The sequence below is a fragment of the Bdellovibrio sp. BIS2 genome (assembly GCF_055398295.1).
In genome coordinates, this window is record NZ_AP035879.1 from 1,885,535 (window position 1) to 1,908,006 (window position 22,472).

Here is a 22,472-nt window from a genome sequence, read left to right on the forward strand (position 1 = left end):
TTAAAGCATGAAAAAACTGATCGCATCCATTTTCGTTTCTATAGTGATGTTGGGTTCTGCGGCGTTGGCCTCTGGCTCCCAGTGGGAAAATCTAAATCAAATCATCAAAGACACTGGCACGGTTTCAGAAACCCAGTTTGGGATTTATCTGACTTTGTCCAGTATCGTGCCGATCGGGACCGAAGGGGCTCGTCAGGCGGATTATCTAAGTGCCGTGGGCGGGTATGATGAAAATGGAAATTTTCACGCCGGGCATCTGGAGGGTGTTTCTGAGCAATGGCTGCTTGATGCCGACGGCAACTGGTCCATCGATCAATGGTTGTTCCGTGTCTCTGTCGATGGCGAGATTGACTGGATTGCGCACTATCACATGGTGCAAAAGCCCAACGGCACAATGATCAGCCATGATTCACTGATTGTGGATGATGGCGAGGGTGAGTCCAAGTGGCATTCCTGGGTTGAAGATTGGTACGCACGCGTGGGAGTGAAATAGCAAAGGCGATGTAACATAATCGTTTTATGGTCTAGGCCTGCTGTTGACTCGATGCTTTGAAATCGACACACTAAAGGCCTATGGCAAAAGCATCCACTACAGAAGTTTTCAACTGCAGCGTCGAACAATTTTTCAAAATCATCTCTGACTACGACAAGTATCATGAGTTTCTGCCGGAAGTGAAAAAGTGCACGGTTCTTAAGACCGAGGGCAATCGCAAACTGGTGGAATACAATGTTTCCGTCGTGAAAAGTTTCAAGTACTCTTTGTGGATGACTGAGTCCGCACCGAAAAGCATCACCTGGGAATTTGCCTCGGGCGATGTGTTTAAAACCTCTGTGGGTTCCTGGAAGCTGGAAGATGAAGCCGGCAAAACCCGCGCGACGTACACTGTTGAAGCCACTTTCAGCATGTTTGTTCCGGGTCCGATTGCCAATGCCCTGGTCAGTGTGAATCTTCCGAATATGATCAGCAGCTATCACAAGCGAGTGAAACAACTTTATGGCAACTGATGGAAGCAAAAAAGACGACAAGGACAACTCGGGGGACCTGAAAGGTCTTCTGGGTGATACGGTAAAAAAGGTTTTCACCGCGGGTGTCAGTGCGGCGTTTATGACGGAAGAAAATCTGCGTGCCTACGTCTCTGAATTAAAACTTCCCAAAGAAGCTTTGAATCTGCTGATTCAAGGGGCACAAAAATCCAAGGACGAAGTCACGCAGCGTGTGACCAAAGAGATCGTCGGGATCATTCAGAAAATTGACTTTGTAAAGGAAGCCTCCAAGTTCGCGGAAACGCACAAGTTTAAAATCACCGCGGAAATCGACATCATCAAAAAGGATACGCCTTCATCCAAGGACGAATCCGAAGATAAAGCGTAAAATACAAGACTTAAGTCTGTCTCAAGTTGAGACGGACTTCTGCCGAAGAGTTCAGCATGGAACAACTTATTCTAAGCCTGATCTCTGTCGTTTTATTCTGCCTGTGCTGCCACCAGTTCATTCGCACGATGGTAAAGCCCATCCCTGTGCTGGCATCAGAAAGACCCTATGCCCGGGGTGCTATGCAACTTGGCAAGTTCTATAAATCTGTCGCCTGGGGCACGATGACCATGGCTTTCTTAGGGGGCCTAGTGGTGTCCTTCCAGCAGGTCTTTTTGGCTTTGTAGTTTGTGTCTTTGATGCGCTGAGAGAGGCGCATCCCTCATTCTTGTGGCAGCCTTGAGTTTTCGGAGGTTGTCATGAGTGCTTTTCAAACCGTGAATCCCGCCACCGGCGATGTTCTTAAATCCTACAATCACCTTTCCTGGTCCGATACAGAAAAAAATATCGAACAAGCCGCCAAGGACTTTCAAATCTGGCGCAAAGTTTCTTTCAAGGAGCGCTCCGAAGTTTTGCTGCAACTTGCTCAGGCCCTGCGCACGCATAAATCTGAACTGGCGCAGATGATGAATCAGGAGATGGGTAAGCTTATCGCCGAAGGCAAAGCCGAAGTTGAAAAATGCGCCGTCACGTGTGAGCACTACGCCAAGGAAGCTGAAACCATGCTGAAAAATCAGGTGGCCGCTTCTTCCCCGTATAAACATGCCGAAGTCAGCTTTCAGCCGGTGGGTGTCGTCTTCAGCGTGATGCCGTGGAATTTCCCCCTGTGGCAGGTGATCCGCTTTGCGGCTCCGGCATTGATGGCGGGGAACGTGATTTTGCTCAAGCATGCAGATTTAACAGCAGGCACGTCAGAGCTGATTGGGAAAATTTTTAACGATCTGACTTCGGACTATAAACTTTTACGCAACATTCAGGTCAATCACGACGTCGCAGCCCAGGTGATTGCTCATCCCGCAGTGCACGGGGTGACCTTCACCGGAAGCAGTCAGGGTGGCAGATCGGTCGCAACGGAAGCGGCCAAGAACCTGAAGAAAATCGTTCTGGAGCTTGGGGGCAGTGATGCCTATCTGGTTTTGGAAGATGCCGACGTGGAAACCGCCGCCAAGGCGTGCGCGAAGGTGCGTCTGGTGAACTGCGGGCAAAGCTGCGTTGCGGGGAAAAGATTTATCGTGAATGAAAAAGTCGCCAAAGACTTTATCCATCACTTTACCAAAGAAATGAAAGAGGCTGAGTTGGCGCCTTTGGCTTCGGTGAAGTTTCAAAAAACCATCGTGGATCAGGTGGAAAAGCTGAAAAAATGGGGCGGCAAAGTGGTCCTGGGTGGTTCGGCTCCGCAAGGGGCGGGGGCATTTTATCCGGCGACGGTGGTGGTCTTTGAAAAAGATCATCCCGAGGTTCATCGAGAGGAAGTATTTGGTCCGGTGGCCTCGGTGTTCATTGTGAAAAGCACCGAAGAGGCCCTGGCGGTGGCGAACTCTTCGCCGTACGGCTTGGGTGGTGGAGTCTTTACTCGAGACGTGAAAAAGGGCAAAGAGCTGATTGAAAAAGAGTTGCAGGCCGGTTTTGTCGTAGTGAATGATTATGTGAAGTCAGACGCCAGAATCCCGTTCGGAGGGATCAAAGAATCCGGCTATGGTCGTGAATTGGGCCATTTTGGAATCATGGAGTTTGTGAATATCAAGACCGTCGCGGTTGCAGGGGAGTAAAGTGAAACTGTCAAAGGCCAAGCAGGATCTGGATCACCACGTATGGAAGCTGATTAAACTTCATTCACTGCAGGATAAAAAAATTCTGGTGGCGCTTTCAGGTGGAACCGATTCGGTGGCTCTGCTTCGCAGTTTGACGAAAGTGCATAAAAAAAGTCTGCTCGGGGCCTGTTATTTTCATCATGGGGAGGACTCCAACCAGGAGTATCGCAAGGAAGCCCAGGAGTTCTGCGAAAAGCTGTGCAAGAAACTTGAAATTGATTTTTATCCGTTGCGCGCCTCGCAAATGGCTAAATCAGAGGCAGAATATCGCGAGCTGCGTTATGAGGCCTTGGACCGTCTGAAGAAAGAAGAAGGGTTCGAACTAGTGGCCACGGGGCACCATCGGGATGACCTGTTAGAGACAAGATTGATCCGATTGATTCGTGGCACCGGAGCGCAGGGATTTGCGGCGATGCATGTTTTGCGGGATGGTTTGTTTCGGCCGTTTTTGGAGATTTCCAAAAGAGAGCTTAAAAAATATCTGCGCGAAGAACGCTTGCGAAGCTTCGAGGACCCAACAAACAAGGGCCTGGACCCTTTGCGCAATTGGCTGCGGGAAGAGTGGCTAAAATCCCTTGAAAGGCGCTCCAGAGGCTCGACTGCGGCCTTGGCCCGGTCGCTGGAAACCATTGCGCAGGAGATTGAAAATCGCCCCTGGGGAGACCTTCTGGGGCAGAATGAGGCTTATAAGACACAGGGCCTGCGCCGGTCTTTTTACCTCACATTGAGTCCATTTGAACAAAAAAGATTGTTGGCCCAGTACCTGTTTTCTCTCGGGAAACGAGATTTTTCGCAATCTCACCTTGAAGAAATTCAAAAGCGCCTGGACAAGTCGCAAAAAGTGATCACATTCAAAGTCGCTGGGTGCCAATGGGAAGTTAACGCAGAGCAAATCAAGGTCCAGTCCTGATTTGAGAGGACTGGTTTCTCACTCTAAAGTTTCTTTTTTTGAGAGGGCATTCATGCTACCCTTTGGGGGTATTACCTTCGACTGAAAGGAACTGAAATGCGATCAACCCAGAAAACGCTGGCTCTATGGTTCTTCCTGATCATCATGGCTGTGTTTCTATTTCAAGCCTATGAGAGCAAGCATCAAAAAGCGATTGCTGACTTTAATTTCTCCAAATTCACTGAAGCCGTAAAGGCCGGTGAGGTGGCGACTGTCACCTTCCGTCAGGACACCAGCGAAGTCGTTGGTGAAATGAAGCCGGAGTTTGAAAAGAAATACAACGGCACCCACTTTGCCATCATTGGGAACACCCAGGATGAGGGCTATAAATTCCTGCAACAACACGGCATCACGCCAAACTATGAGCGTGCTGACAATGGCGGCTTCTTCCAGTCCTTGATTGTGAACTGGCTGCCTTTGATTCTGATTGTGGCGATGTTCCTGTTCATCATGCGCCAGATCCAGGTCGGTGGCGGTAAAGCCATGTCCTTCGGTAAATCCCGTGCGCGTCTTTTGACGGAGCATAAAAACCGCGTGACCTTCAAAGAGGTCGCTGGTGTGGATGAAGCCAAAGAAGATCTGCAAGAGATCGTGAGCTTCCTGAAAGACCCTAAGAAATACACCAAGCTTGGCGGCCGTATCCCTAAAGGGGTTTTGCTGGTGGGTTCTCCAGGTACTGGTAAGACGTTGCTGGCTCGCGCTGTTGCGGGTGAAGCGGGCGTTCCATTCTTCACAATCTCCGGTTCTGACTTCGTCGAGATGTTCGTCGGTGTCGGTGCCAGCCGTGTTCGTGATTTGTTCGAACAAGGTAAAAAGAATGCTCCATGTCTGATCTTTATTGACGAGATCGATGCTGTCGGTCGCCATCGTGGCGCGGGTATGGGTGGTGGTCACGATGAACGTGAACAAACCCTGAATCAGTTGCTGGTCGAGATGGATGGTTTTGAATCCTCTGAAGGTGTCATCATGATCGCTGCCACCAACCGTCCGGATGTTCTGGATCCTGCGTTGCTTCGCCCGGGTCGTTTCGACCGTCGTGTGATCGTGAATAAACCGGACCTTAAAGGCCGTGAGCAAATTCTTGCGGTTCACATGCGCAAGACTCCACTGGGTCCTGATGTGGATGCTTCCAAAATCGCGCGTGGCACACCGGGCTTCTCCGGTGCGGATCTGGAGAACCTGGTGAATGAGGCAGCCCTGGTGGCGGCTCGTTCTGACAAGAAGTATCTGGAAATGGACGATTTTGAAAAAGCAAAAGACAAAGTCACAATGGGTGCGGAAAGACGCTCCATGGTGATTTCTGATGAAGACAAGAAAGTCACGGCTTACCATGAAGCGGGCCATACGCTGGTGGGTAAAAAGCTTTCCGGCCTGGATCCGATCCACAAAGTGACGATTATCCCTCGTGGTATGGCGCTGGGTGTGACTCAGACTTTGCCGGAAAAAGAAAGCGTGTCCCTGTCCAAATCCAAAGCTGAAAACATGATCGCCTTCCTGTTTGGCGGTCGTGCAGCAGAAGAGCTGATCTTCAAAGACATCACCACCGGTGCCGGCAACGACATCGAGCGTGCGACGGAAATCGCCCGCCGCATGGTGTGTGAATGGGGTATGAGCAAACTGGGTCCTTTGGCTTATGAAACGCGCGATAATCCGGTGTTCATGGGTATGAACTACGGCAACAAGTCCAAAGAGTACTCTGATGCAAAAGCGCAAGAGATCGACACTGAAGTCGAAAAGATCATCAAGCACGGCTACGAAGTTTCCATCCAGATTCTTCGTGACCATCAGGATGCTCTGGAGCGTCTGACTCAAGCGTTGCTGGAATACGAAACCATCGACGGTCATGAAGTCGACATGCTGGTGAACGGCGCGGCCGTTGCGGAGATTGAAAAATACCGCAACACCAAGAAGGACACCAACGCAGCGATCATGAATGCGGCGGAAAAGAAAGGATCTGGAGATCCGGTGGGCAACACCGGCCCGGTGACGATCTAAAAATTCTGAAACCCTATCTGCCGACACTCCGTCGGCAGAGCCTTTTTGACGACAACAATTTTACAAAGGCATCTTGATGTTGCAGCAGTTTGTCGACAACCTCGTGTTTATCGTCCAGCACTTGCGGGTGCAGGATGCTATCGACATGCTCCTGGTTTGGATGGTTGTTTATCGCATTCTGGTTCTGATCAAACGAACCGGGACGATTCAAATGCTTTCCGGCCTCGGGGTCCTGGCGATCGGGTACATCCTGAGTATCTGGCTGGAGCTCTTCACCTTTAACTGGATTCTTGAAAAGTTCTTCTCCAATCTGTTTGTGATTGTGGTGGTCCTGTTCCAGGGCGAGATTCGTCGCGCGCTGGCTCATATCGGCAGCAATCCGTTCTTCAGTGATGCCTCCACAATCCAGGAAACCCAGGTGATTGAAGAAATCGCCAAGGGTATTATTCTGACCGCCCAAAAAGGCTTCGGCGCTTTGGTGGTGGTGGAGCGTGAAATCGTCATCGACTATCACATTGAATTCGGAACGGAGATGGATTCCAAAGTCTCTGCGGAATTGCTGGCCTCCATCTTCCATCCGGAAAGCCCGATGCATGACGGGGCGGTGTTGATCCGTAACGGCAAGATTCATTCTGCCGGCTGCTTCCTGCCGCTCAGTAAAAATCCGGCCCTGGACAAGAACCTGGGCACGCGTCACCGTGCCGCTATCGGTTTGACGGAAGAAACTGACGCTTTGGTGTTTGTCGTTTCGGAAGAAAATAAATCCATTGGTATCGTTCAAGGGGGTCACTTGAGTCCTAACGTGGAACTGGGTGATATCCGCAAAGCTCTTTATGAAACCTTCGGTCTTAAGTACAAAGCCTTCTCCCAGCAAGGGGAGGTCTAATGAGACGTCGTTGGTCGAATGTCATCACCGAAAACTTCAGCTACAAAGTGGTGGCGTTGTTTATTTCGTTGATTCTGTGGCTGACCATTTTGGGTCGCCGCGATTTTGTTCTAAGTAAAAACATTGATATTGAGCTGATCACGGCGCCGGGCACCCATGTGGTGGCTCAGACGACGGATCATATCAAGGTGAAGGTTTCAGGTCCCCGTTCTTCATTGAAGAAATTCCTGGAAAGCTCACTGGCTCAAAGTATCACGCTGGACATCTCGCAAAGGGGCGAGGGCGTGGTGAATGTGGACATCCCGCTCAGCAAGATTGAAGTCCCGCTGGGTGTGCGAATTCTGGGTGTTCGCCCCAATCAAATTCAAGCTGAAGTGTTGCAGATAAAGGAAAAGCCCCGTGACGAACAAGAAAGCCGATAAAGTGGAAAAGAAAACAAGACTGTTTGGAACAGATGGTATTCGCGGGACCGCGAATCAGTATCCGATGACTCCGGATATGGTTGTAAAGATCGGTCAGGCCATCGGTTATCTTCTGCGCAAAGAAGCTGAAGAAAAATCCTCCAGCGTGCGCAAAGTGGTTATCGGAAAAGACACGCGTCTGTCCGGTTACATGATCGAGCAGGCTTTGGCTTCGGGCTTAAATTCCATGGGTGTGTTTGTGCAGTTGGTGGGACCACTGCCAACGCCGGGGATTGGTTACCTGACTCGCACCATGCGTGCTGCGGCCGGTATCGTGATCTCCGCTTCCCATAATCCCTTCCATGACAACGGGATCAAGGTTTTCGGTTCTGATGGTTTTAAAATCTCGGAAGAGATGGAACGTGAAATCGAGCGTCTGGTGCTTGAAGAAGACCTGACGCCACTTCTTCCGCCAAGCAAAGAAATCGGTCGCACCCGTCGTATCGAGGACTCCCAAGGGCGTTACATCGTTTACGTGAAAGGTACTTTCCCGCTGGAATACACTTTGGATGGCATGCGTATCGTTCTGGATACCGCCAACGGAGCGTCTTATAAGGTTGCTCCGTCCATCTTCCAGGAGCTGGGTGCGGAAGTTATTCAGTTGGGTGATGATCCCAACGGCACAAACATCAATGACAAGGTCGGCGCTTTGTATCCGCAGAAACTGGCTGAATCCGTTTTGCACTATCGTGCGGATGTGGGTATCAGTCTGGATGGAGATGCGGACCGTGTGATCATGGTTGATGAAAAAGGCGAGATCGTAAACGGAGACCGCATTTTGGCGATCTGTGCGCTGCACATGAAAGAGCGTGGCTTGTTGAAAGGTGACACTCTGGTGGCAACTCAGATGTCGAACTTCGGTCTTGAAAAGCGCATGAATGAAGCAGGCATCAAGCTTGTTAAAACCGGCGTCGGCGACAAGTACGTTGTCGAAGAGATGCGTAAAAACGGTTACAACCTCGGCGGCGAACAGTCCGGCCACATCATCTTCCTGGATCACACCACAACGGGTGATGGCTGTATCGCGGCTTTGAGTGTGCTGGCGGTGATGAAACAAACCGGCAAGAAAATGAGCGATCTGAACCATGTCTTTGAGGACGTGCCGCAGATCCTGATCAACTGCCGCGTAAAACGCCGTGCCGAGCTTTCTGAGCTTCCAGGATACAATGAGATGATTCGCAGTATTGAAAAGAAACTGGCTGGCAATGGCCGTGTCTTTGTTCGTTTCTCTGGTACGGAGCCGGTGATTCGTGTGCTGGTTGAGGGGACTGAGAAAGCTCAGATCACTCAGTTTGCCGAAGAGATCGCCTCTTTCCTGGAAAAAGAACTGTCTTAATTAAAAGGGGGGCGACATTCTGTCGTCCTAAAATCTATGAAACATAAAATTCGTTTGGGTGTAAATGTGGACCACGTGGCGACACTTCGTCAGGTGCGTGGCGGGACAACGGCTTATCCTAATCTGCTGGATATGGTGAAAAAGTCCGTCAAAGGTGGCGCAGAACAAATCACGATTCATCTTCGTGAAGACCGCCGTCATATTCAATTGGAAGATCTTAAAGTGCTTTCCAAGCATTGCTCCGTGCCGCTGAATCTGGAGATGGCGGCGACCTCTCAGATGGTGACTTACGCCAAAAAGTATCGTCCTGACTGGGTGTGCTTCGTTCCGGAAAAGCGTGCCGAGCTGACAACTGAAGGTGGCCTGGATGTAAAGAAAGGCTTTAAGAAAATGTTCCCGATGGTTGAAAAGCTTCAGCGCATCGGCATTGAGATTTCGATGTTTATTGAGCCTTCCATTGAGCAGGTTGAAGCGTCCTATGAAATCGGTGCGGATGCGGTGGAATTCCACACGGGTAAATGGGTTATGCTAAAAGGCGCGCGCAAGGCGGCTGAATGGAAGCGTCTTTGTGAAGCGGCTGAATGGGCGCACTATCTGGGGCTGAATGTTCACGCAGGTCACGGGCTTGATTACGAGCACTCCAAGCTTATCAATAAGTTGCCGCATCTTCAGGAAGTGAATATTGGACATTCTCTGGTGTGTTATGCGCTAGAGCATGGCATGGAAGAATCCGTTCGCAAGATGAGAAAAATCCTGAAGTAAAATGTCTACCATCCTGAATTCCCAACACATCGTCAAAAACCTCCAGGAGCTGAAAAGCTTCTGGCAGGAATTTTTGCCCCACCTGAATGACCGCTGCATTTTGCTGATGAGCGGGGATGTCGGTGCCGGCAAGACGACCTCGGTGCAGATGATTGCAGGGGAGCTGGGGATGCGGGATGTGCAGTCACCAAGCTTTGCCATTCATCTGCGCTATGAAAACGCCGAGGGTAAAGCCATGGATCATCTGGACCTGTATCGTCTGAAAGATGACGATGATCTGGAAAGTTCGGGTTTCTGGGACCTGTTTGCCCAGAAAAATTCACTGATCATTATTGAATGGGCGAACCGCCTGGATTTCGATTATCTGCCACTCAACTGGCAGCGCGTCGAAGTGCGCTTTGAAAAACTCAGCGACACCGAAAGAAAAATCACCACAAGATTGATATAAAAAAGGCACCCTGAGGTGCCTTTTCTTTTTAATTGTAGCCGTTTTGATAGGCCATTTCGTAGTTCGGGAAGAAGACTCGTTTCCACACGGGGATTTTGTTGATCTCTTCTGGTGGGACGACCTTCTTTAGTTCCAGATCGCCGACCGGATTTCTGCCCACTTGCTTTTGCACGCGCATGCGGAACTGGTATGGCTCTTGGGTGTCGCGATAGTCGTTTGAGAAAACACCCAGCCGGTTGTCGTAAGCTTCTTTGGATGCCCTGCTGTAGTCACTCGCCACACGCTTTTCAAAGGGATAGATAAAGTAAATCATACCCCAGCCATTTTTCAGCATCTCAAGATTGATATCGGTTTTTCCATTTAGCAAGCGACCCAGGATGCGCCCGTGTTTGTCGATCTGGCTGTCTTCACTTAAGGTGATAATGCCGTCTTCCGGAATCAGGGATCGCAGGAAATCACGCGCTGCCAATGCCACATCGCCTTGGGTTTCTTTCATAAAGTCCACTTCCGGAGTGTCCACCCCCATCAAGCGCACTTTAACACGGGTGTTGTTTGAAACATCCACCGCCGTCAGAGTGTCGCCATCATGCACGCTCAGAACTTTGATGCGAGCGCCTTGCGCCCAAAGAAAAGAAGGAAGAAGCAGGACAATGAAAAGAACGGAAAGGTTTTTCATGGTCCTGAAAATTAACGGATTTGCGGTGAAAACTCAATAGCAGCAAGGGGATAACGTATTAATTTCCCGGCCTATTTTGTGAGGCGGTCTTATCTTGTTCCTGAGGCATTCTTGGATGGAGTCGCCGAGGCGGGATGGAATTTATTTCCAATTCCGTGGGCCTTCAAGTTGTTCACGGTTTCCTTGCACTCTGAACGAGCCCCACGGTGACGCCAGGATAGTTGGGCTGATCCTTTGGCATCGGGATGAGCATCGACAAAAAGCTCCACGCGACGGCGCAGATTGTGGTGGAAAAGCTTTTCCTGAGGCGAGCATCCAGCCGGAGTCATGCTGAAAACAATGCGCGCGATGCGACTGCGGGAGGCGTCCTGAACTGTTTCCACAGCCATCGGGCAGACCACGGTTTCAGATTCAGACTTGATCGTGATCGTCGCGTGGTCGAGGTCTTCGATATTAATACCGGCAGAAAGATTCTTGGCTTGCAGCCACTCGTCCTGCAGTTGGCAGGAATAAAGTGTCTTTTTGCTTTGAGCTTGGGCTGAAAAAATGAATCCGAAAACGAATGAAGAAATCAATATGTGGCGGATCATTTGGTGCCTCCTTGAGGGCGGCAATAGCGCATGGTGTGGCTGGAACAGTGCAGATTTCCATTCATGGAGTGGGCAAAATGTGTGTCGATATAGTCAGTTTTAAGACCCAGATTCTTAATTGAAGAATCAATGTCAGCTTTAAAAGCCGGGTTCACCGGTTCAGGCAAAATAAATGTGTCTTGAACGATATCGCCATTGGTGGGATTGGGGAAAATCGAGTCCGCGGACCCCGTCACGTACGTCGGAGAATTGCTGTCATAGTCCATTTCCCCCATGAAAAGATCGGGAAGTTCCACGGTCTTTGGATTGCATTGCGGATAGGACTTCTTAACTTTTTCCAGCAGTTCTTTTTTGAATTTCTGGGTCGCAGCCTCGATCGAAGCATTGAATTCTTTAAGCTCAAAATCCTCTTCGATCAGGTCGGCCAGATCCTTGTTCGTCATGTTGTAACAGTCCATGGCGTTTTGGATGCTCGTGGAATCCTTGATCATGCCGGATTGCCTCATCAGCGCACGACGCCGGTTTAAGCGGGCATACTTTTCCTCACGACGACTGCGCTCCAGGGCCGGGTCGTCAATACCACCTTCAGAAATTCTTTCCAGATATTCCCGTATGCGTTTGGATTCAGCATCTTTTAATGGCTGAACCGTCGCCCCGGCAGAAACGGGTGGCAGGATGATTTCAAACAGGAATTGACTGACTCCGCGCGAACGTTTTTCGCGGGATTTGTCCGGATTGCCGCCGTTGTTTTTCAGGGATTTGCTGTAGGAATATTCCCGACAGACATAGGTGTAAGGGGTCTGACTCATTCGGGCCAAAGCCTCATCCGGCGTCAGGTGGGAAAAATCAAAGGCCCGGCCCTGGGGGTTTTTCTTCAGCAGGTCCAGTGCTTTTTTCGGACTTGCAAAGGCCAGGCTGAAATCGCAAGGGGCTTTTTGGTTTGGATCTTTCAGGGTTTTGAAAAACTCATCGGTGTGGCCCACGCTTAAAAAATCTGACGGTGTTTTTACGGCCATGGCTGGGTTTTCACAAGTGACTTTGGCGTATTTGTCCCACTCATTGCCTTTGAAGTGGTCGGACCCGATCAGGCACAGTCCATTGACGGCTTCAATGTTACCGCCGCTGTGTCCGGACTTGTAAGGGTTGTTCGTCAGTTGTGGACCCTGTTTGAAAGAGCAATCCTTTCCGGATTGTTGCATCAAATCAGTGAAAGCGCTTCCATGGCGGCCATAACCCTGCACTTCGCGCAGGACGGGTTTTCCTGTTTTTGCATCAAAGAAGCTTTCAAAATAGTCCTGTTGCCAGTTCCAGCGACTGTTGGTTTTCACACGGCTCAAGCCTGAAATCCATTCTTGGGCGGTCGCCTGATCCGGGGCTTGTTTTTTGATTTCCCGGACGACTTCATCCCAGGTTTCATCAGTCACGGCCAGGAAGAACTGCGGTGGTTTTTGCGACTGAGCTTTTAAAACTTTTGTGACGTATTCTTTGACGTAACCGGGTCCGCCCATGTCATCAGACACAGTGGCGGCCATAATCGGGTAATTTTCAGAAAGCAGTTTGCTGCCGCCCGAAGGACAAAGTGGAACATCCTCAGCCATGGGATTGTGCTGGGAGCAGGAATTTGCAGAAGCCTCAGTCAGAAAAAAACTCAGGACGATCTGCAGGAAAATGGTCATGATTATGCCGCCTGCAGACCTTTTGTGAACTCACCGGAAAGCTTTTCAGCCAGGGTCAAAGAAACCTTGTTGTAAGCCGCTTTTTCGGCAAAGCCCATCAGCATGCCCACCAGTTTTTCATTGATGATGATCGGGGTGACTGTCACGTGATCAGGGATGCGGCCCTGGTTCCAGCCATCAAAGAACTTCTCGTTGATCGCATTCAAAGAGATATAACCGTGATACGGTTTTTGCGTCGTAGCCACGATGTTGAAGATGCTTGGAGTCTGAAGCGGGAAGCGCATGGATGTGTCTTTCATGCCCTGGAAATTCTCGTCCCAGGCAAAAGCGGTCATCTGTGTTTCCTGCTCGTCCAAAGTCAGAATCATGGACTTTTCAAAGTGCACTTTCATCTGGCTCAGGATTGTTTTGATTTTCTCATTCAGCAAAGCGGCATTTTTCTTTTTGATTTTTTCCAAAGCAAAATGACCGCTGGCCACCGGATTGATGGTCGGCTTCGCCACGCCTGCCGGACGCGGGGTGATCGCGATAGGCTTGTTGCTGAAGCTGTCCTCAAATGGAGGCGGCATTTCAGCTTTCGGCGGAGGCGGTGGAGGAGTTGCTCGTTTCGGCGCAGAACCTTCAGTTGCTGTTGCGGCAACCACTGGTGCGGACTCGGCGGGCGCCGGTGTCAGTGGAGTCAGTGGTGACGCGGAAGAAATCACAGTTTTTAATTCAGTCTCTGGAGTTTCAGAGGAAACGGCCACCGGCTCAAGAACCGGCGCAGCTTGCGCAGGCGCCTCAGCGGATGGACTTAAAGCCTCAAGACGGATCACTGTCGGCCCGTCAAACAGACCATCAAGCTTTTCGCCACCGGTTTCACCCAGTTGCAATTCATCTTCACTCAGAGGCTGGAAGTCCGGAGCTTCTTTAGAGTCGGTTTTTACACCCAGGTCCTCAAAAGAGAAGCTGTCGGAGGCTTGTTTTGTCGTGGTTACCACGGAAAGATCGATACCCTCCGGCGCTTCTTCGGAAACCTGGGTTGCCGCAGGGGCTTGGTGTCTTTCCGGATGCAGTTGTTTCCAGGCAGACTCCAGATTTTCATAGGTCGCCAGAACCAGAATACTGGAAGGCATGGAAGGAAAATCCTGCGGCGGCTGAAGACATGCTACGATGAGGGATCCATCCCACTCCGCCACAGGCAGACACTCCGCAGACCACGGATAATGGGTCGCCCACTTCGCGAACATTTCCTGGGACACGGGAGTTTCTGTAAAAAATCGTGACTGAAGCAAAGGCAGTTTATGGTGAGTCATCGCCCAACGAAGATAGTCCTCAGAGCTCAGGCGTTGCTCCTTGATAGCGTAAGCCAAGAGGCTCAGAGGCGTAGCGCTTTGTTCAAAGGCTTCGGTAAGTCCTTGAAGTTGCTCTTTAAAATGTTCAAACCATAAATGATGACTCATCCCTGTGTTTATCGGAATTCCTGTTAAAAACCTGAGTGAAAACTGAGGTCTAGTCCAGTTAAGCCGCGAAAAATCCTCGGTCGGCCCGGAAAACAGGCAGAATCGGGGTGTAGAAATTTCCTGATCTGTTAACGCAGTGGACACCCTAAAAGGGCAGATTATCTTAGAGGTTCTCAATACTTAAGAACTGTGATAGGTTCCGGCAGCTTATGATACAGACCAAGGTCCTTCATTATTTCGATCACAACGCCACGACTCCGGTGTGCAAAGAGGTTTTGGAATCTCTGCCCGAGTTCGCACAAGCTTGGGGGAACCCAAGCTCCATCCATTGGGGTGGTCGTCAGCCGAAGAATATTCTGCGTGACGCGCGCAAGGCCGTGGCAGAAATGGTGAACGCAAGTCCGCTGGAAATCATTTTCACTTCCGGTGGCAGTGAAGCCAACAACACCGTTCTGAAAGGTCTGCTGGAATACTACCAGACTGCCCAGTTCCTGACCCCGGAACAGCGCAAACGCACTCACTTCATGAGCTCTGAAGTGGAGCATCCAAGTGTGATGAAAACCATGCAGCACCTGAAAGACATGGGCGCGCGCGTGGACTTTATTCCGGTGAATCGCCAGGGACAGATCGACATGAAGTTCTATGAAGAGCATCTGAGCGAAGAAACCGCCCTGGTGTCTGTGATGTTTGCCAATAACGAAACCGGCACATTGTTCCCGATCAAAGAGATGGCCGAGATGGCGCATAAAAAAGGCGCGCTCTTCCACACAGACGCGGTTCAGGCCTTCGGTAAAGTTCCGGTGGATCTGAAAGCGCTGAATGTCGACTTCGCTTCTTTTTCTGGTCACAAATTCTATTCCGTCAAAGGAACTGGAGTTTTGTATGCGAAGAAAGGCAACAACGTCACACCTTTGATTCACGGTGGGGCGCAGGAAAGACACCGCCGTGGTGGGACGGAAAACACACTGGGTATTGGCGCTTTGGGTGTGGTTGCCAAGCGTGCGCCGATGATTGCGGAAAAGGCCGAAGCACTGGCGGCACTTCGCGATCACATGGAAGCCCGCATTTTGTCTGAAATTTCTGAAGTGACGGTGACGGCCGGTGAAAGTCCGCGTCTGCCGAATACAAGTTCACTGGTGCTGAAAGGCGCGGACGGGGAAACCATGCTGATGTCTTTGGATATCAAGGGTTATGCGGTTTCAACCGGGGCTGCTTGTTCTTCGGGGAATCCGGAGCCAAGTCCGGTGCTTCTTGCCATGGGGCTGACCCGCGCGGAAGCGCAGAACAGTCTGCGTGTCAGTCTGGGGTGGGACAGCACTCTGGAGCAGGTGGATGCGTTTGTAGATACATTGAAAACAGTAGTGGATCGCTTGCGATCCTTGAACGACGACAAAGGAGAGACTTGTCATGTCTAAAGGGAGAGTCCTTGTTGCTATGAGCGGAGGCGTGGACAGTTCCGCCGCGGCTGCGCTCTTGGTCGAACAGGGTTATGAAGTTATTGGAGCCACGATGCAGGTCTGGGATTATTCCACCTGCGATATCGAAGAAGGCAACGGCACCTGCTGTTCCAGTATCGACGTGGATGATGCTCGGGCCGTGGCCGACCGTCTGGGTATTCCATTTTATGTGATCAACTGCGAAGCCAAATTCCGGGCTGCGGTTATTGATCCTTTCTTGAAAGCCTACCTTGAAGGGCAGACACCACTTCCGTGTGTGAACTGCAACACGTATCTGAAATTTGACCACCTGGTTAAAAAAATGCGAGAGCTTGAGTGCGATTACATCGCCACGGGCCACTATGCCAAAATCGTTTATGATGAAAAAGGCAAAGCCTCTATCCACACATCCACGGATGACTGGAAAGATCAGACTTACTTCCTGTTCACGATTGATCCGGAGCTTGTGCCGAAGCTTTTGTTCCCGGTGGGGGACATGAAAAAGCCGCAGGTGCGTGAGTACTCTGAAAGTCGTGGACTCGTAACTGCGCGCAAGAAAGATTCTCAAGGCATCTGCTTTGTCGGTAACCAAGGATATCAGAACTTTATCAAAGACCATGTGAAGTCCGAGATTCTGGCCAGCAAAAAAGGCCTGATTAAGCGCTTCCCGGAAGGTCAGGTGATGGCTTCCCATGAAGGCATTCACAACTATACTTACGGTCAATCCAAAGGCCTGGGCATGGATTACCACGAAAAACTGTTCGTGATTAAAATCGATGCCGCTGACAACACCGTTTGGGTGGGTGAAGAAAAACATCTTTTCGCCAATGAAGTCGATGTGGTCGATCCAAAACTGCTGGATGAAATCCAGGACGGCGAAATCATGAATGTGAAAATCCGCTATCAGCACAAAGGGGCTCCGGCCCAGGTGATTAAAACGGCCAGCGGATTCAAATTGAAATTTACTGAGCCTCAGCGTGCGGTGACTCCGGGTCAGGCGGCTGTGTTCTATCGTGACAGACAGCTCGTGGGGGGCGGATGGATCACTCTATGAAGTATCAGGTCCACACTTTCGGCTGTAAGGTGAACACTTACGATGCCGGCCTGATTCAAAAGAACCTGAACGCCAGCGGATTCATGCCGGTGGTGTCCGGCCAGAAAGACGCGCGTATTCACGTGCTCAACACCTGTGCTGTAACTGCGGAAGCCACGAAAGAGGCGGTTCGCTATATCCGTCGTCTGAAGGTCAAAGATCCTTTTTGTACGATCGTGGTGACAGGGTGTGCGGCGCAAGTTGATACGGGGTCTTTCTCAAGCCTTCCAGGGGCTGATCTTATTGTGGCCAATTCCCACAAAAGCAGCCTGCCGGATCTTTTGAACAAACACTTCCGTGGGGAACTGACTGAAAAAGTCTTTAAATCCAACATCTTCAAAAAAGAGGATTTGGAAGCCGGTGGCGGTATTGAAAAGCAACACACCCGCACCTTCCTGAAGATTCAGGACGGCTGTAACAGCTTCTGCACTTACTGCATTATTCCTTACGCACGCGGCAAGAGCCGCTCCATCCCTGTGGCGGATCTGGTGAATCGTATTAATGACCTTTATGCCGAAGGTTCGCGTGAAGTGGTGCTGACGGGTGTGCATATCGGGGATTACGAAGACCAGATCGGGGATCGCAAGTATGTGATGGAAGACCTGCTGGAAAATCTTTTGGCGAAAACCAAAATGCCACGCTTCCGTCTTTCCAGCCTTGAGCCGGTGGAAGTGTCTGAGCGCCTGCTGGATCTTTATCAGGATTCCCGTCTGTGTCCGCATTTCCATATGAGCATTCAAAGTGCCAACACCGATGTCCTTTTTCATATGAAGCGCAAATACACGCAAGCTGACGTGCAAAAATCTCTGCGCGCGATTGCGGATCGTGTTCCGGGCAGCTTTGTCGGAATGGACGTGATCACCGGCTTCCCGACTGAAACCGAAGAACAATTCCAGGACACCTACGACTGCCTGAAAGATCTGCCATGGACCAAGCTGCACGTATTCCCGTACAGCGAACGTCAGGGGACGCGTGCGGCGGCGATGGATGTTTCTGTCTATCCTCACGTGCGCGCGGAAAGAGCAGCCAGACTGCGTGAACTTTCCATCCAGCGCTACACCGAGCAGGCCAATCTTCAGATTGGCAGCATGAAACGTGTTCTGGTCCTGAAAAATGCCGCCAAAGGCGGACAGGGGCTGAGTCATGATTACTGGCCCGTGGATATCTCGGGGGCGGAAAGCTTCCTTGACCACTGGGCGGGTCAGGAAGTTGATGTGAAAGTCACCGGCTATGATCATTCCAACAAACAACACATGGAAGGTCATCTGATCGGCGAGGTGCTGTCATGAGCGAACAGGGCCGAAAGAGTCTTGAAGAGCGTGTCGGGTATCACTTTAAAAATCCGGCACTGCTGGACAGAGCGCTGACCCACAAAAGTTTTGCCAACGAGTTGAGAAACACCGTTGAGCACAATGAAAAGCTGGAATTTTTGGGTGATGCTGTTTTGGATCTGGTCGTGGGAGAGTTTTTGTATGAAAAATTCCCGACCGACACCGAAGGTGGATTGTCAAAGAAACGCGCCAGTATCGTCAATGAAGAGGTTCTGTCCGAACTGGCACTGGAAATGGGTTTGAATAAACTCATGCAACTGGGAAAGGGTGAAGCCCTGACCGGAGGCGCGCAGAAGCCGCGCCTTATAGCCTCTTCGTTTGAAGCCATTGTCGGGGCTTTGTACCTGGACGGCGGCTTTGAAGTGGCTCGCGGATTTATTCGCCAGGAATTTGTTCCGTTGGCGGACCGGGTGTGCGGGCATGAGGACTTTGAGCGGGATTATAAAACCCGTCTGCAGGAACTGGTGCAGAAGTCCTCGAAAGAAACGCCACGCTACGAAGTGCTGGCGGAAGAGGGACCTCCGCATGATCGCGAGTTCCTGGTTTGTGTAAAAGTAAAAGAAGATGTCTGGGCTCAAGGGCGGGGCCGCAGTAAGAAAAACGCCGAACAAATGGCGGCCAAGAATGCCCTTGAGATGAAGTACAAGGAGACGAATTAAGATGAGTTACAAAGCTGGATTTTTAGGTCTGATCGGACAGCCGAACGCGGGGAAGAGCACGTTGATGAACTTCCTTGTGGACGAAAAGGTCTCTATCGTCTCTTCAAAACCTCAGACAACCCGCCGCCGCATTCTGGGCATCTGGAGCACGGATAAAGGTCAGGTGATCTTTGTTGATGCCCCGGGTTTGATCAAAGCCGATGAAGGTTTGAATGGTTTCCTGGCCCAGGAAGCGCATGACGTTATCAATAGCTCTGACGCTTTGCTGGCGATCATTGCGGTTGACGAGGAAAAACCGGAAAACGCAGAAAAAGTCATCGACCTGGTTTCCAAAAGCGGCAAACCCTGGGTGGCAGTGATCACCAAAACGGATATCGAAGAAAAATCCCACCGTGTGATGATTCTTCGCAAGATGGTCGAGGACAAGGGCGGAAAAGCCTTCTCGGTTTCTGTGAAGGACTCCAAAAACGATCAGGAAGAGCGTGAAGCACTTCTGATCGAGTTTATGGAACTGCTTCCAGAGTCCCCGGCGCCTTTGTATGACACGGAACTGTTTACGAATGAAAACGTGCGTGAGATGGCGGCGGAAATCATCCGTGAGCAGTGCTTTGAGGCCCTTCATCATGAAATCCCGTATTCCATTGCGGTTCGTATCGTGAAATTTGAAGAAGACGCCAAGCCCGTGCCAAAGATCTATGCGGAGATCGTGGTGTCCAAAGACAGCCACAAGGCGATCGTTATTGGTAAAGGTGCCAGCCTGATCAAACAAATCGGCATGGAAGCCCGCAAGGAAATTGAAAAACTGATGGGAGAGAAAATCTTCCTGGACCTGAACGTGGCAGCCAAGCCCGAGTGGTTCTCCAATAAACGCATGATGAAGGAGCTTGGATATGTCGTCGACAGTAAAGACTGATTTCGCCCCGAAGGTGGCGATCATCGGTCGCCCGAACGTCGGGAAATCAACATTGTTTAATATCATCACTGAAACCCGTAAAGCCGTGGTGAAAAACCAGGCCGGGGTTACCCGTGACATCATGATCGAACCGGTCGACATCTGGGGCAAACAATTTGACCTGATCGATACCGGGGGTATCACAGAAGCCGGCGATATTTTCTCCAAGCTGATCAAAGAACAGGTTACTGAGTTCCTGCACTCTGTGGATCTGATCGTGGCGGTGATGGATGGTCGCGTGGGCCTGGTGCCTGAGGATCGTGATATCATCCGCGTTGCAAAACAAACCGGTAAACCGTTCCTTCTGGTGATCAACAAGGTCGACAGTGATCAGGATCAGGACATGGCCAAGGCTGACTTCTATGAATTCGGCGTGGACGTGGTTGCGGCTTCTTTCGAGCAGCGCCGTGGTCTGGCTGAAATCCTTGAGTGGGTCGTGGCGCAGATCCCTGAAAATCCAGGAACTGTGAAAGAGGGTATGAATATCGCCATTGTCGGTAAACCGAACGTGGGTAAGAGCTCGATCTGCAATGCGATCCTGGGTTACAACCGCATGATCGTTTCTGATGTTGCCGGTACAACCATTGACTCTGTCGATTCACCTTTCATTTACAACGAAAAGAAGTACACTTTGGTTGATACCGCCGGTCTTCGTCGTTCTGCGAAACGTGAAGAGGATCTGGAAATCATCTCTGCCTTTAAATCCCAGGAGGCCATCCGTCGCGCAGATATCGTGCTGTTGATGGTGGATGGAACTGTGGGTCCGACAGATCAGGATGCGCGCATCATGCAGGCGATTCTGGAAGATCACAAAGGTGTGATCGTCGTGGCGAACAAATCGGACTTGGGTGGTAAGGAAGTTCCTGAATACCGCAAGACCTTCCGTGAGCAGGTTGAACGTGTGTTCCACTTCTTCACGGACGTGCACATTGTCTTCACCAGTGCCAAGACCGGTTATGGTCTGGAAGACCTGTTTGAGATGATTGAAAAAGTCGCTCATCAGATGACCTTCCGTGTTCCTACGGCAGAACTGAATGACTTCTTCTTCGAAACCATCCGTAAAGCTCCGGCTCCGGTATGGGGTACGACGAACGTGAAGTTCTATTATCTGACTCAAACGTATCAGCAGCCGCCGGCATTTATCGCGTTTGCGAACCATCCGGATGGAGTGACGAACTCTTATCGCCGCTTCCTGATTAAACACATTAAGACGAACTGGGATCTTCATGGGATGCCGATTCGTATCTTCTGTATGAAGTCACGCCGTGGTGGACCGGATAATGGCTAGTAAACGCGGCTCGTGGAAAACACGCTACGGATTCTATCTTCTGGCCATCGGCTCTGCCTGTGGTTTGGGGAATCTGTGGCGCTTTCCCTATGTCGTGGGCGAAAACGGGGGCGGTGCCTTCATTTTGCTTTATGGTCTGCTGGCTTTGGCGATCGGTGCTCCGCTGCTGATTGCCGAACTGATGCTGGGTAAGGGGACACGCCGTTCGGTGATCGTCGCCACTCAGCAGATGAGTGCCAAGACCGGTGTGAATTTCCGCTGGGTCGGGCGCCTGGCGGTGATGGTCAGTATCGTTGTTCTGTCTTATTATTCGGTGATCAGCGGCTGGGTTTTGCATTTCCTGACCCAGTTCCTGGTGTCTTTATTTTCCAGTCCCGAACAACTGACTGACAAAACCAATCTGGCAGCGCTGATGTCCAACGGCTGGCTGCAGTTGATGTTGGCAAGTGCGCACATTCTGATCACGGTTGTGGTGGTCGTCAAAGGGGTGCAGCAGGGGTTGGAACGCTGGATCGGGTACACCATGCCGTTGTTTGCGGTGCTGGTGATTATTCTGGTCATGCGTTCTTTTTCACTTCCTTCAACTCCCGAAGTGCTGCGCTTCCTGTTTTATCCGGACTTTTCAAAGCTGAGCTGGGATTCCATCAACCACGCATTAGGGCATGTGTTCTTCACGCTTTCAGTGGGCTTTGGCACGATGGTGACCTTTGGTTCTTATATGCGTGAAGAGGACCATGTTCCGACGGCCGGCTTCCGTGTGACGATTGTGGACACGGTGATTTCACTTGTGGCCGTGGTGATGATCTTCCCGGTGGCTTTCCAGGCTTCCAACGTGCCGTTGACGGATCCGGCGTTGATGTTTGAAGTCCTGCCGAAATACCTGTTGGGAATTCGCGGGGGCACGCTGTTTGGTCTGGCGTTCTTTGCGTGTCTTTATATGGCGGCGCTGAATGCCAGTATCGGTCTGCTGGAAGTTGTCGTTTCCAACTGGGTGGATGCTAAAAAAGAAATGGAACGTGGCAAAGCGACCTGGTATTCCGGTGCGATTGCCTTGATGCTGACGGTTCTGCCGGCGCTTTCCAGTTCGATCTTTAAGGACATCCGTGTAGGGGGCCGTTCATTGATCGAAAATCTGGATTCATTGCTGATCAACTGGTTGCTGCCGCTGGTGGCACTGGGAATTCTGATTGCCTTCAATCGCGGGGTTTCGGACAAGGAAAAAGAGCTGGGCTTTGTCGACAAGGACAAGTTCGTCAGTTACTCGATGTATCCGCATTGGATGTTTGTTCTGAAGTGGGCAGGGCCGGTGGTGATTATCGTGGGCCTATTGCTGCAGGTAATAGGGGTCTTTGTCAGTTAGAAGGGGGAT

23 protein-coding genes are annotated in these 22,472 nt (G+C 50.8%); 19 read left to right on the forward strand and 4 right to left on the reverse strand.

Translation table 11 applies throughout. The features are described 5' to 3' along the window. The first annotated feature begins 7 nt into the window (after window positions 1-7). From ACZ520_RS09090 to tsaE, 12 genes are all read left to right on the forward strand, one after another. A complete protein-coding gene (locus ACZ520_RS09090; RefSeq protein WP_464128316.1) occupies window positions 8-493 on the forward strand; it encodes a hypothetical protein in 486 nt (161 codons plus the stop codon). An 80-nt stretch (window positions 494-573) separates the two neighbouring features. Next, window positions 574-1,005: a type II toxin-antitoxin system RatA family toxin gene (locus ACZ520_RS09095; protein WP_088565297.1), complete on the forward strand. Its 432-nt coding sequence runs from the start codon at window positions 574-576 to the stop codon at window positions 1,003-1,005. After that, a complete protein-coding gene (locus ACZ520_RS09100) occupies window positions 995-1,372 on the forward strand; it encodes a hypothetical protein (RefSeq protein WP_374032943.1) in 378 nt (125 codons plus the stop codon). The genes ACZ520_RS09095 and ACZ520_RS09100 overlap by 11 nt, the downstream gene beginning before the upstream one ends. Before the next feature lie 56 nt (window positions 1,373-1,428). Next, a complete protein-coding gene (locus tag ACZ520_RS09105; RefSeq protein WP_464128319.1) occupies window positions 1,429-1,659 on the forward strand; it encodes a hypothetical protein in 231 nt (76 codons plus the stop codon). Window positions 1,660-1,731: 72 nt separating this feature from the next. Then, window positions 1,732-3,081, forward strand: coding sequence for an NAD-dependent succinate-semialdehyde dehydrogenase (locus tag ACZ520_RS09110; RefSeq protein WP_464128321.1), 1,350 nt, complete (start codon window positions 1,732-1,734; stop codon window positions 3,079-3,081). Window position 3,082: 1 nt separating this feature from the next. Further along, window positions 3,083-4,033: a tRNA lysidine(34) synthetase TilS gene (gene tilS, locus ACZ520_RS09115; RefSeq protein WP_417869230.1), complete on the forward strand. Its 951-nt coding sequence runs from the start codon at window positions 3,083-3,085 to the stop codon at window positions 4,031-4,033. A gap of 96 nt (window positions 4,034-4,129) precedes the next feature. Then, window positions 4,130-6,067, forward strand: a complete 1,938-nt coding sequence (ftsH, locus tag ACZ520_RS09120; protein ID WP_088565293.1) for an ATP-dependent zinc metalloprotease FtsH — start codon at window positions 4,130-4,132, stop codon at window positions 6,065-6,067. A 76-nt stretch (window positions 6,068-6,143) separates the two neighbouring features. Beyond that, window positions 6,144-6,953, forward strand: a complete 810-nt coding sequence (gene cdaA / locus ACZ520_RS09125; protein WP_011164382.1) for a diadenylate cyclase CdaA — start codon at window positions 6,144-6,146, stop codon at window positions 6,951-6,953. Then, the gene (locus ACZ520_RS09130; protein WP_011164383.1) at window positions 6,953-7,375 is read left to right on the forward strand and encodes a CdaR family protein; all 423 of its coding nucleotides are present in this window, start codon (window positions 6,953-6,955) and stop codon (window positions 7,373-7,375) included. The genes cdaA and ACZ520_RS09130 overlap by 1 nt, the downstream gene beginning before the upstream one ends. 1 nt (window position 7,376) lies before the next feature. Continuing rightward, window positions 7,377-8,750 (forward strand): phosphoglucosamine mutase, encoded by a 1,374-nt coding sequence (gene glmM / locus ACZ520_RS09135; RefSeq protein WP_088566836.1) that lies wholly within the window; start codon window positions 7,377-7,379, stop codon window positions 8,748-8,750. A 36-nt stretch (window positions 8,751-8,786) separates the two neighbouring features. Further along, a complete protein-coding gene (locus tag ACZ520_RS09140) occupies window positions 8,787-9,512 on the forward strand; it encodes a pyridoxine 5'-phosphate synthase (protein WP_374032947.1) in 726 nt (241 codons plus the stop codon). A 1-nt stretch (window position 9,513) separates the two neighbouring features. After that, window positions 9,514-9,960 (forward strand): tRNA (adenosine(37)-N6)-threonylcarbamoyltransferase complex ATPase subunit type 1 TsaE, encoded by a 447-nt coding sequence (gene tsaE / locus ACZ520_RS09145; RefSeq protein WP_464128325.1) that lies wholly within the window; start codon window positions 9,514-9,516, stop codon window positions 9,958-9,960. 28 nt (window positions 9,961-9,988) lie between these two features. Here the strand turns inward: tsaE and ACZ520_RS09150 are convergent, their stop codons facing one another. The 4 genes from ACZ520_RS09150 to ACZ520_RS09165 form a co-directional block, all read right to left on the reverse strand. Beyond that, a complete protein-coding gene (locus tag ACZ520_RS09150) occupies window positions 9,989-10,636 on the reverse strand; it encodes a thermonuclease family protein (RefSeq protein ID WP_464128328.1) in 648 nt (215 codons plus the stop codon). A gap of 89 nt (window positions 10,637-10,725) precedes the next feature. Continuing rightward, window positions 10,726-11,226 carry a hypothetical protein gene (locus ACZ520_RS09155; RefSeq protein WP_464128330.1) on the reverse strand — a complete coding sequence of 167 codons (501 nt, stop codon included), beginning with the start codon at window positions 11,224-11,226 and terminating at the stop codon, window positions 10,726-10,728. Next, entirely contained in the window at window positions 11,223-12,902 is a 1,680-nt protein-coding gene (locus tag ACZ520_RS09160; RefSeq protein ID WP_464128333.1) for a protein-arginine deiminase family protein, read from the reverse strand. The genes ACZ520_RS09155 and ACZ520_RS09160 overlap by 4 nt, the downstream gene beginning before the upstream one ends. A 2-nt stretch (window positions 12,903-12,904) precedes the next feature. Further along, on the reverse strand, window positions 12,905-14,344 hold the full coding sequence (locus ACZ520_RS09165; protein WP_464128335.1) for a hypothetical protein: 1,440 nt from the start codon (window positions 14,342-14,344) through the stop codon (window positions 12,905-12,907). 209 nt (window positions 14,345-14,553) lie between these two features. Here ACZ520_RS09165 and ACZ520_RS09170 point away from each other — a divergent pair, with 209 nt between their 5' ends. From ACZ520_RS09170 to ACZ520_RS09200, 7 genes are read left to right on the forward strand one after another with little or no spacing between them, the layout of a single operon-like run. Continuing rightward, the gene (locus tag ACZ520_RS09170; protein WP_464128338.1) at window positions 14,554-15,759 is read left to right on the forward strand and encodes a cysteine desulfurase family protein; all 1,206 of its coding nucleotides are present in this window, start codon (window positions 14,554-14,556) and stop codon (window positions 15,757-15,759) included. Beyond that, the gene (mnmA, locus tag ACZ520_RS09175) at window positions 15,752-16,834 is read left to right on the forward strand and encodes a tRNA 2-thiouridine(34) synthase MnmA (RefSeq protein WP_157678765.1); all 1,083 of its coding nucleotides are present in this window, start codon (window positions 15,752-15,754) and stop codon (window positions 16,832-16,834) included. Before ACZ520_RS09170 ends, mnmA begins: the two co-directional genes overlap by 8 nt. Beyond that, window positions 16,819-18,162, forward strand: coding sequence for a tRNA (N(6)-L-threonylcarbamoyladenosine(37)-C(2))-methylthiotransferase MtaB (gene mtaB / locus ACZ520_RS09180; RefSeq protein ID WP_088565285.1), 1,344 nt, complete (start codon window positions 16,819-16,821; stop codon window positions 18,160-18,162). Before mnmA ends, mtaB begins: the two co-directional genes overlap by 16 nt. Continuing rightward, complete coding sequence (gene rnc, locus ACZ520_RS09185; RefSeq protein ID WP_088565284.1) at window positions 18,159-18,863, forward strand: ribonuclease III; 705 nt, start codon at window positions 18,159-18,161, stop codon at window positions 18,861-18,863. The genes mtaB and rnc overlap by 4 nt, the downstream gene beginning before the upstream one ends. A gap of 1 nt (window position 18,864) precedes the next feature. Beyond that, window positions 18,865-19,776 (forward strand): GTPase Era, encoded by a 912-nt coding sequence (gene era, locus ACZ520_RS09190; protein WP_088565283.1) that lies wholly within the window; start codon window positions 18,865-18,867, stop codon window positions 19,774-19,776. After that, complete coding sequence (gene der / locus ACZ520_RS09195; RefSeq protein WP_088565282.1) at window positions 19,754-21,103, forward strand: ribosome biogenesis GTPase Der; 1,350 nt, start codon at window positions 19,754-19,756, stop codon at window positions 21,101-21,103. The genes era and der overlap by 23 nt, the downstream gene beginning before the upstream one ends. Next, window positions 21,096-22,463 carry a sodium-dependent transporter gene (locus ACZ520_RS09200; protein ID WP_011164397.1) on the forward strand — a complete coding sequence of 456 codons (1,368 nt, stop codon included), beginning with the start codon at window positions 21,096-21,098 and terminating at the stop codon, window positions 22,461-22,463. The genes der and ACZ520_RS09200 overlap by 8 nt, the downstream gene beginning before the upstream one ends. The last annotated feature ends 9 nt before the right edge of the window (window positions 22,464-22,472 follow it).

What these genes read in the sequence shown, in the direction of transcription:
- ACZ520_RS09160 (WP_464128333.1), bottom strand. Translation starts at nt 12,902, where the DNA reads ATGACCATTTTCCTGCAGATCGTCCTGAGTTTTTTTCTGACTGAGGCT.
- mtaB (WP_088565285.1), top strand. Translation starts at nt 16,819, where the DNA reads ATGGATCACTCTATGAAGTATCAGGTCCACACTTTCGGCTGTAAGGTG.
- ACZ520_RS09155 (WP_464128330.1), bottom strand. Translation starts at nt 11,226, where the DNA reads ATGATCCGCCACATATTGATTTCTTCATTCGTTTTCGGATTCATTTTT.
- ACZ520_RS09095 (WP_088565297.1), top strand. Translation starts at nt 574, where the DNA reads ATGGCAAAAGCATCCACTACAGAAGTTTTCAACTGCAGCGTCGAACAA.
- ACZ520_RS09105 (WP_464128319.1), top strand. Translation starts at nt 1,429, where the DNA reads ATGGAACAACTTATTCTAAGCCTGATCTCTGTCGTTTTATTCTGCCTG.
- ACZ520_RS09110 (WP_464128321.1), top strand. Translation starts at nt 1,732, where the DNA reads ATGAGTGCTTTTCAAACCGTGAATCCCGCCACCGGCGATGTTCTTAAA.
- tsaE (WP_464128325.1), top strand. Translation starts at nt 9,514, where the DNA reads ATGTCTACCATCCTGAATTCCCAACACATCGTCAAAAACCTCCAGGAG.
- ACZ520_RS09100 (WP_374032943.1), top strand. Translation starts at nt 995, where the DNA reads ATGGCAACTGATGGAAGCAAAAAAGACGACAAGGACAACTCGGGGGAC.
- ACZ520_RS09200 (WP_011164397.1), top strand. Translation starts at nt 21,096, where the DNA reads ATGGCTAGTAAACGCGGCTCGTGGAAAACACGCTACGGATTCTATCTT.
- ftsH (WP_088565293.1), top strand. Translation starts at nt 4,130, where the DNA reads ATGCGATCAACCCAGAAAACGCTGGCTCTATGGTTCTTCCTGATCATC.
- ACZ520_RS09130 (WP_011164383.1), top strand. Translation starts at nt 6,953, where the DNA reads ATGAGACGTCGTTGGTCGAATGTCATCACCGAAAACTTCAGCTACAAA.
- cdaA (WP_011164382.1), top strand. Translation starts at nt 6,144, where the DNA reads ATGTTGCAGCAGTTTGTCGACAACCTCGTGTTTATCGTCCAGCACTTG.
- ACZ520_RS09165 (WP_464128335.1), bottom strand. Translation starts at nt 14,344, where the DNA reads ATGAGTCATCATTTATGGTTTGAACATTTTAAAGAGCAACTTCAAGGA.
- ACZ520_RS09090 (WP_464128316.1), top strand. Translation starts at nt 8, where the DNA reads ATGAAAAAACTGATCGCATCCATTTTCGTTTCTATAGTGATGTTGGGT.
- rnc (WP_088565284.1), top strand. Translation starts at nt 18,159, where the DNA reads ATGAGCGAACAGGGCCGAAAGAGTCTTGAAGAGCGTGTCGGGTATCAC.
- der (WP_088565282.1), top strand. Translation starts at nt 19,754, where the DNA reads ATGTCGTCGACAGTAAAGACTGATTTCGCCCCGAAGGTGGCGATCATC.
- mnmA (WP_157678765.1), top strand. Translation starts at nt 15,752, where the DNA reads ATGTCTAAAGGGAGAGTCCTTGTTGCTATGAGCGGAGGCGTGGACAGT.
- ACZ520_RS09140 (WP_374032947.1), top strand. Translation starts at nt 8,787, where the DNA reads ATGAAACATAAAATTCGTTTGGGTGTAAATGTGGACCACGTGGCGACA.
- ACZ520_RS09170 (WP_464128338.1), top strand. Translation starts at nt 14,554, where the DNA reads ATGATACAGACCAAGGTCCTTCATTATTTCGATCACAACGCCACGACT.
- ACZ520_RS09150 (WP_464128328.1), bottom strand. Translation starts at nt 10,636, where the DNA reads ATGAAAAACCTTTCCGTTCTTTTCATTGTCCTGCTTCTTCCTTCTTTT.
- era (WP_088565283.1), top strand. Translation starts at nt 18,865, where the DNA reads ATGAGTTACAAAGCTGGATTTTTAGGTCTGATCGGACAGCCGAACGCG.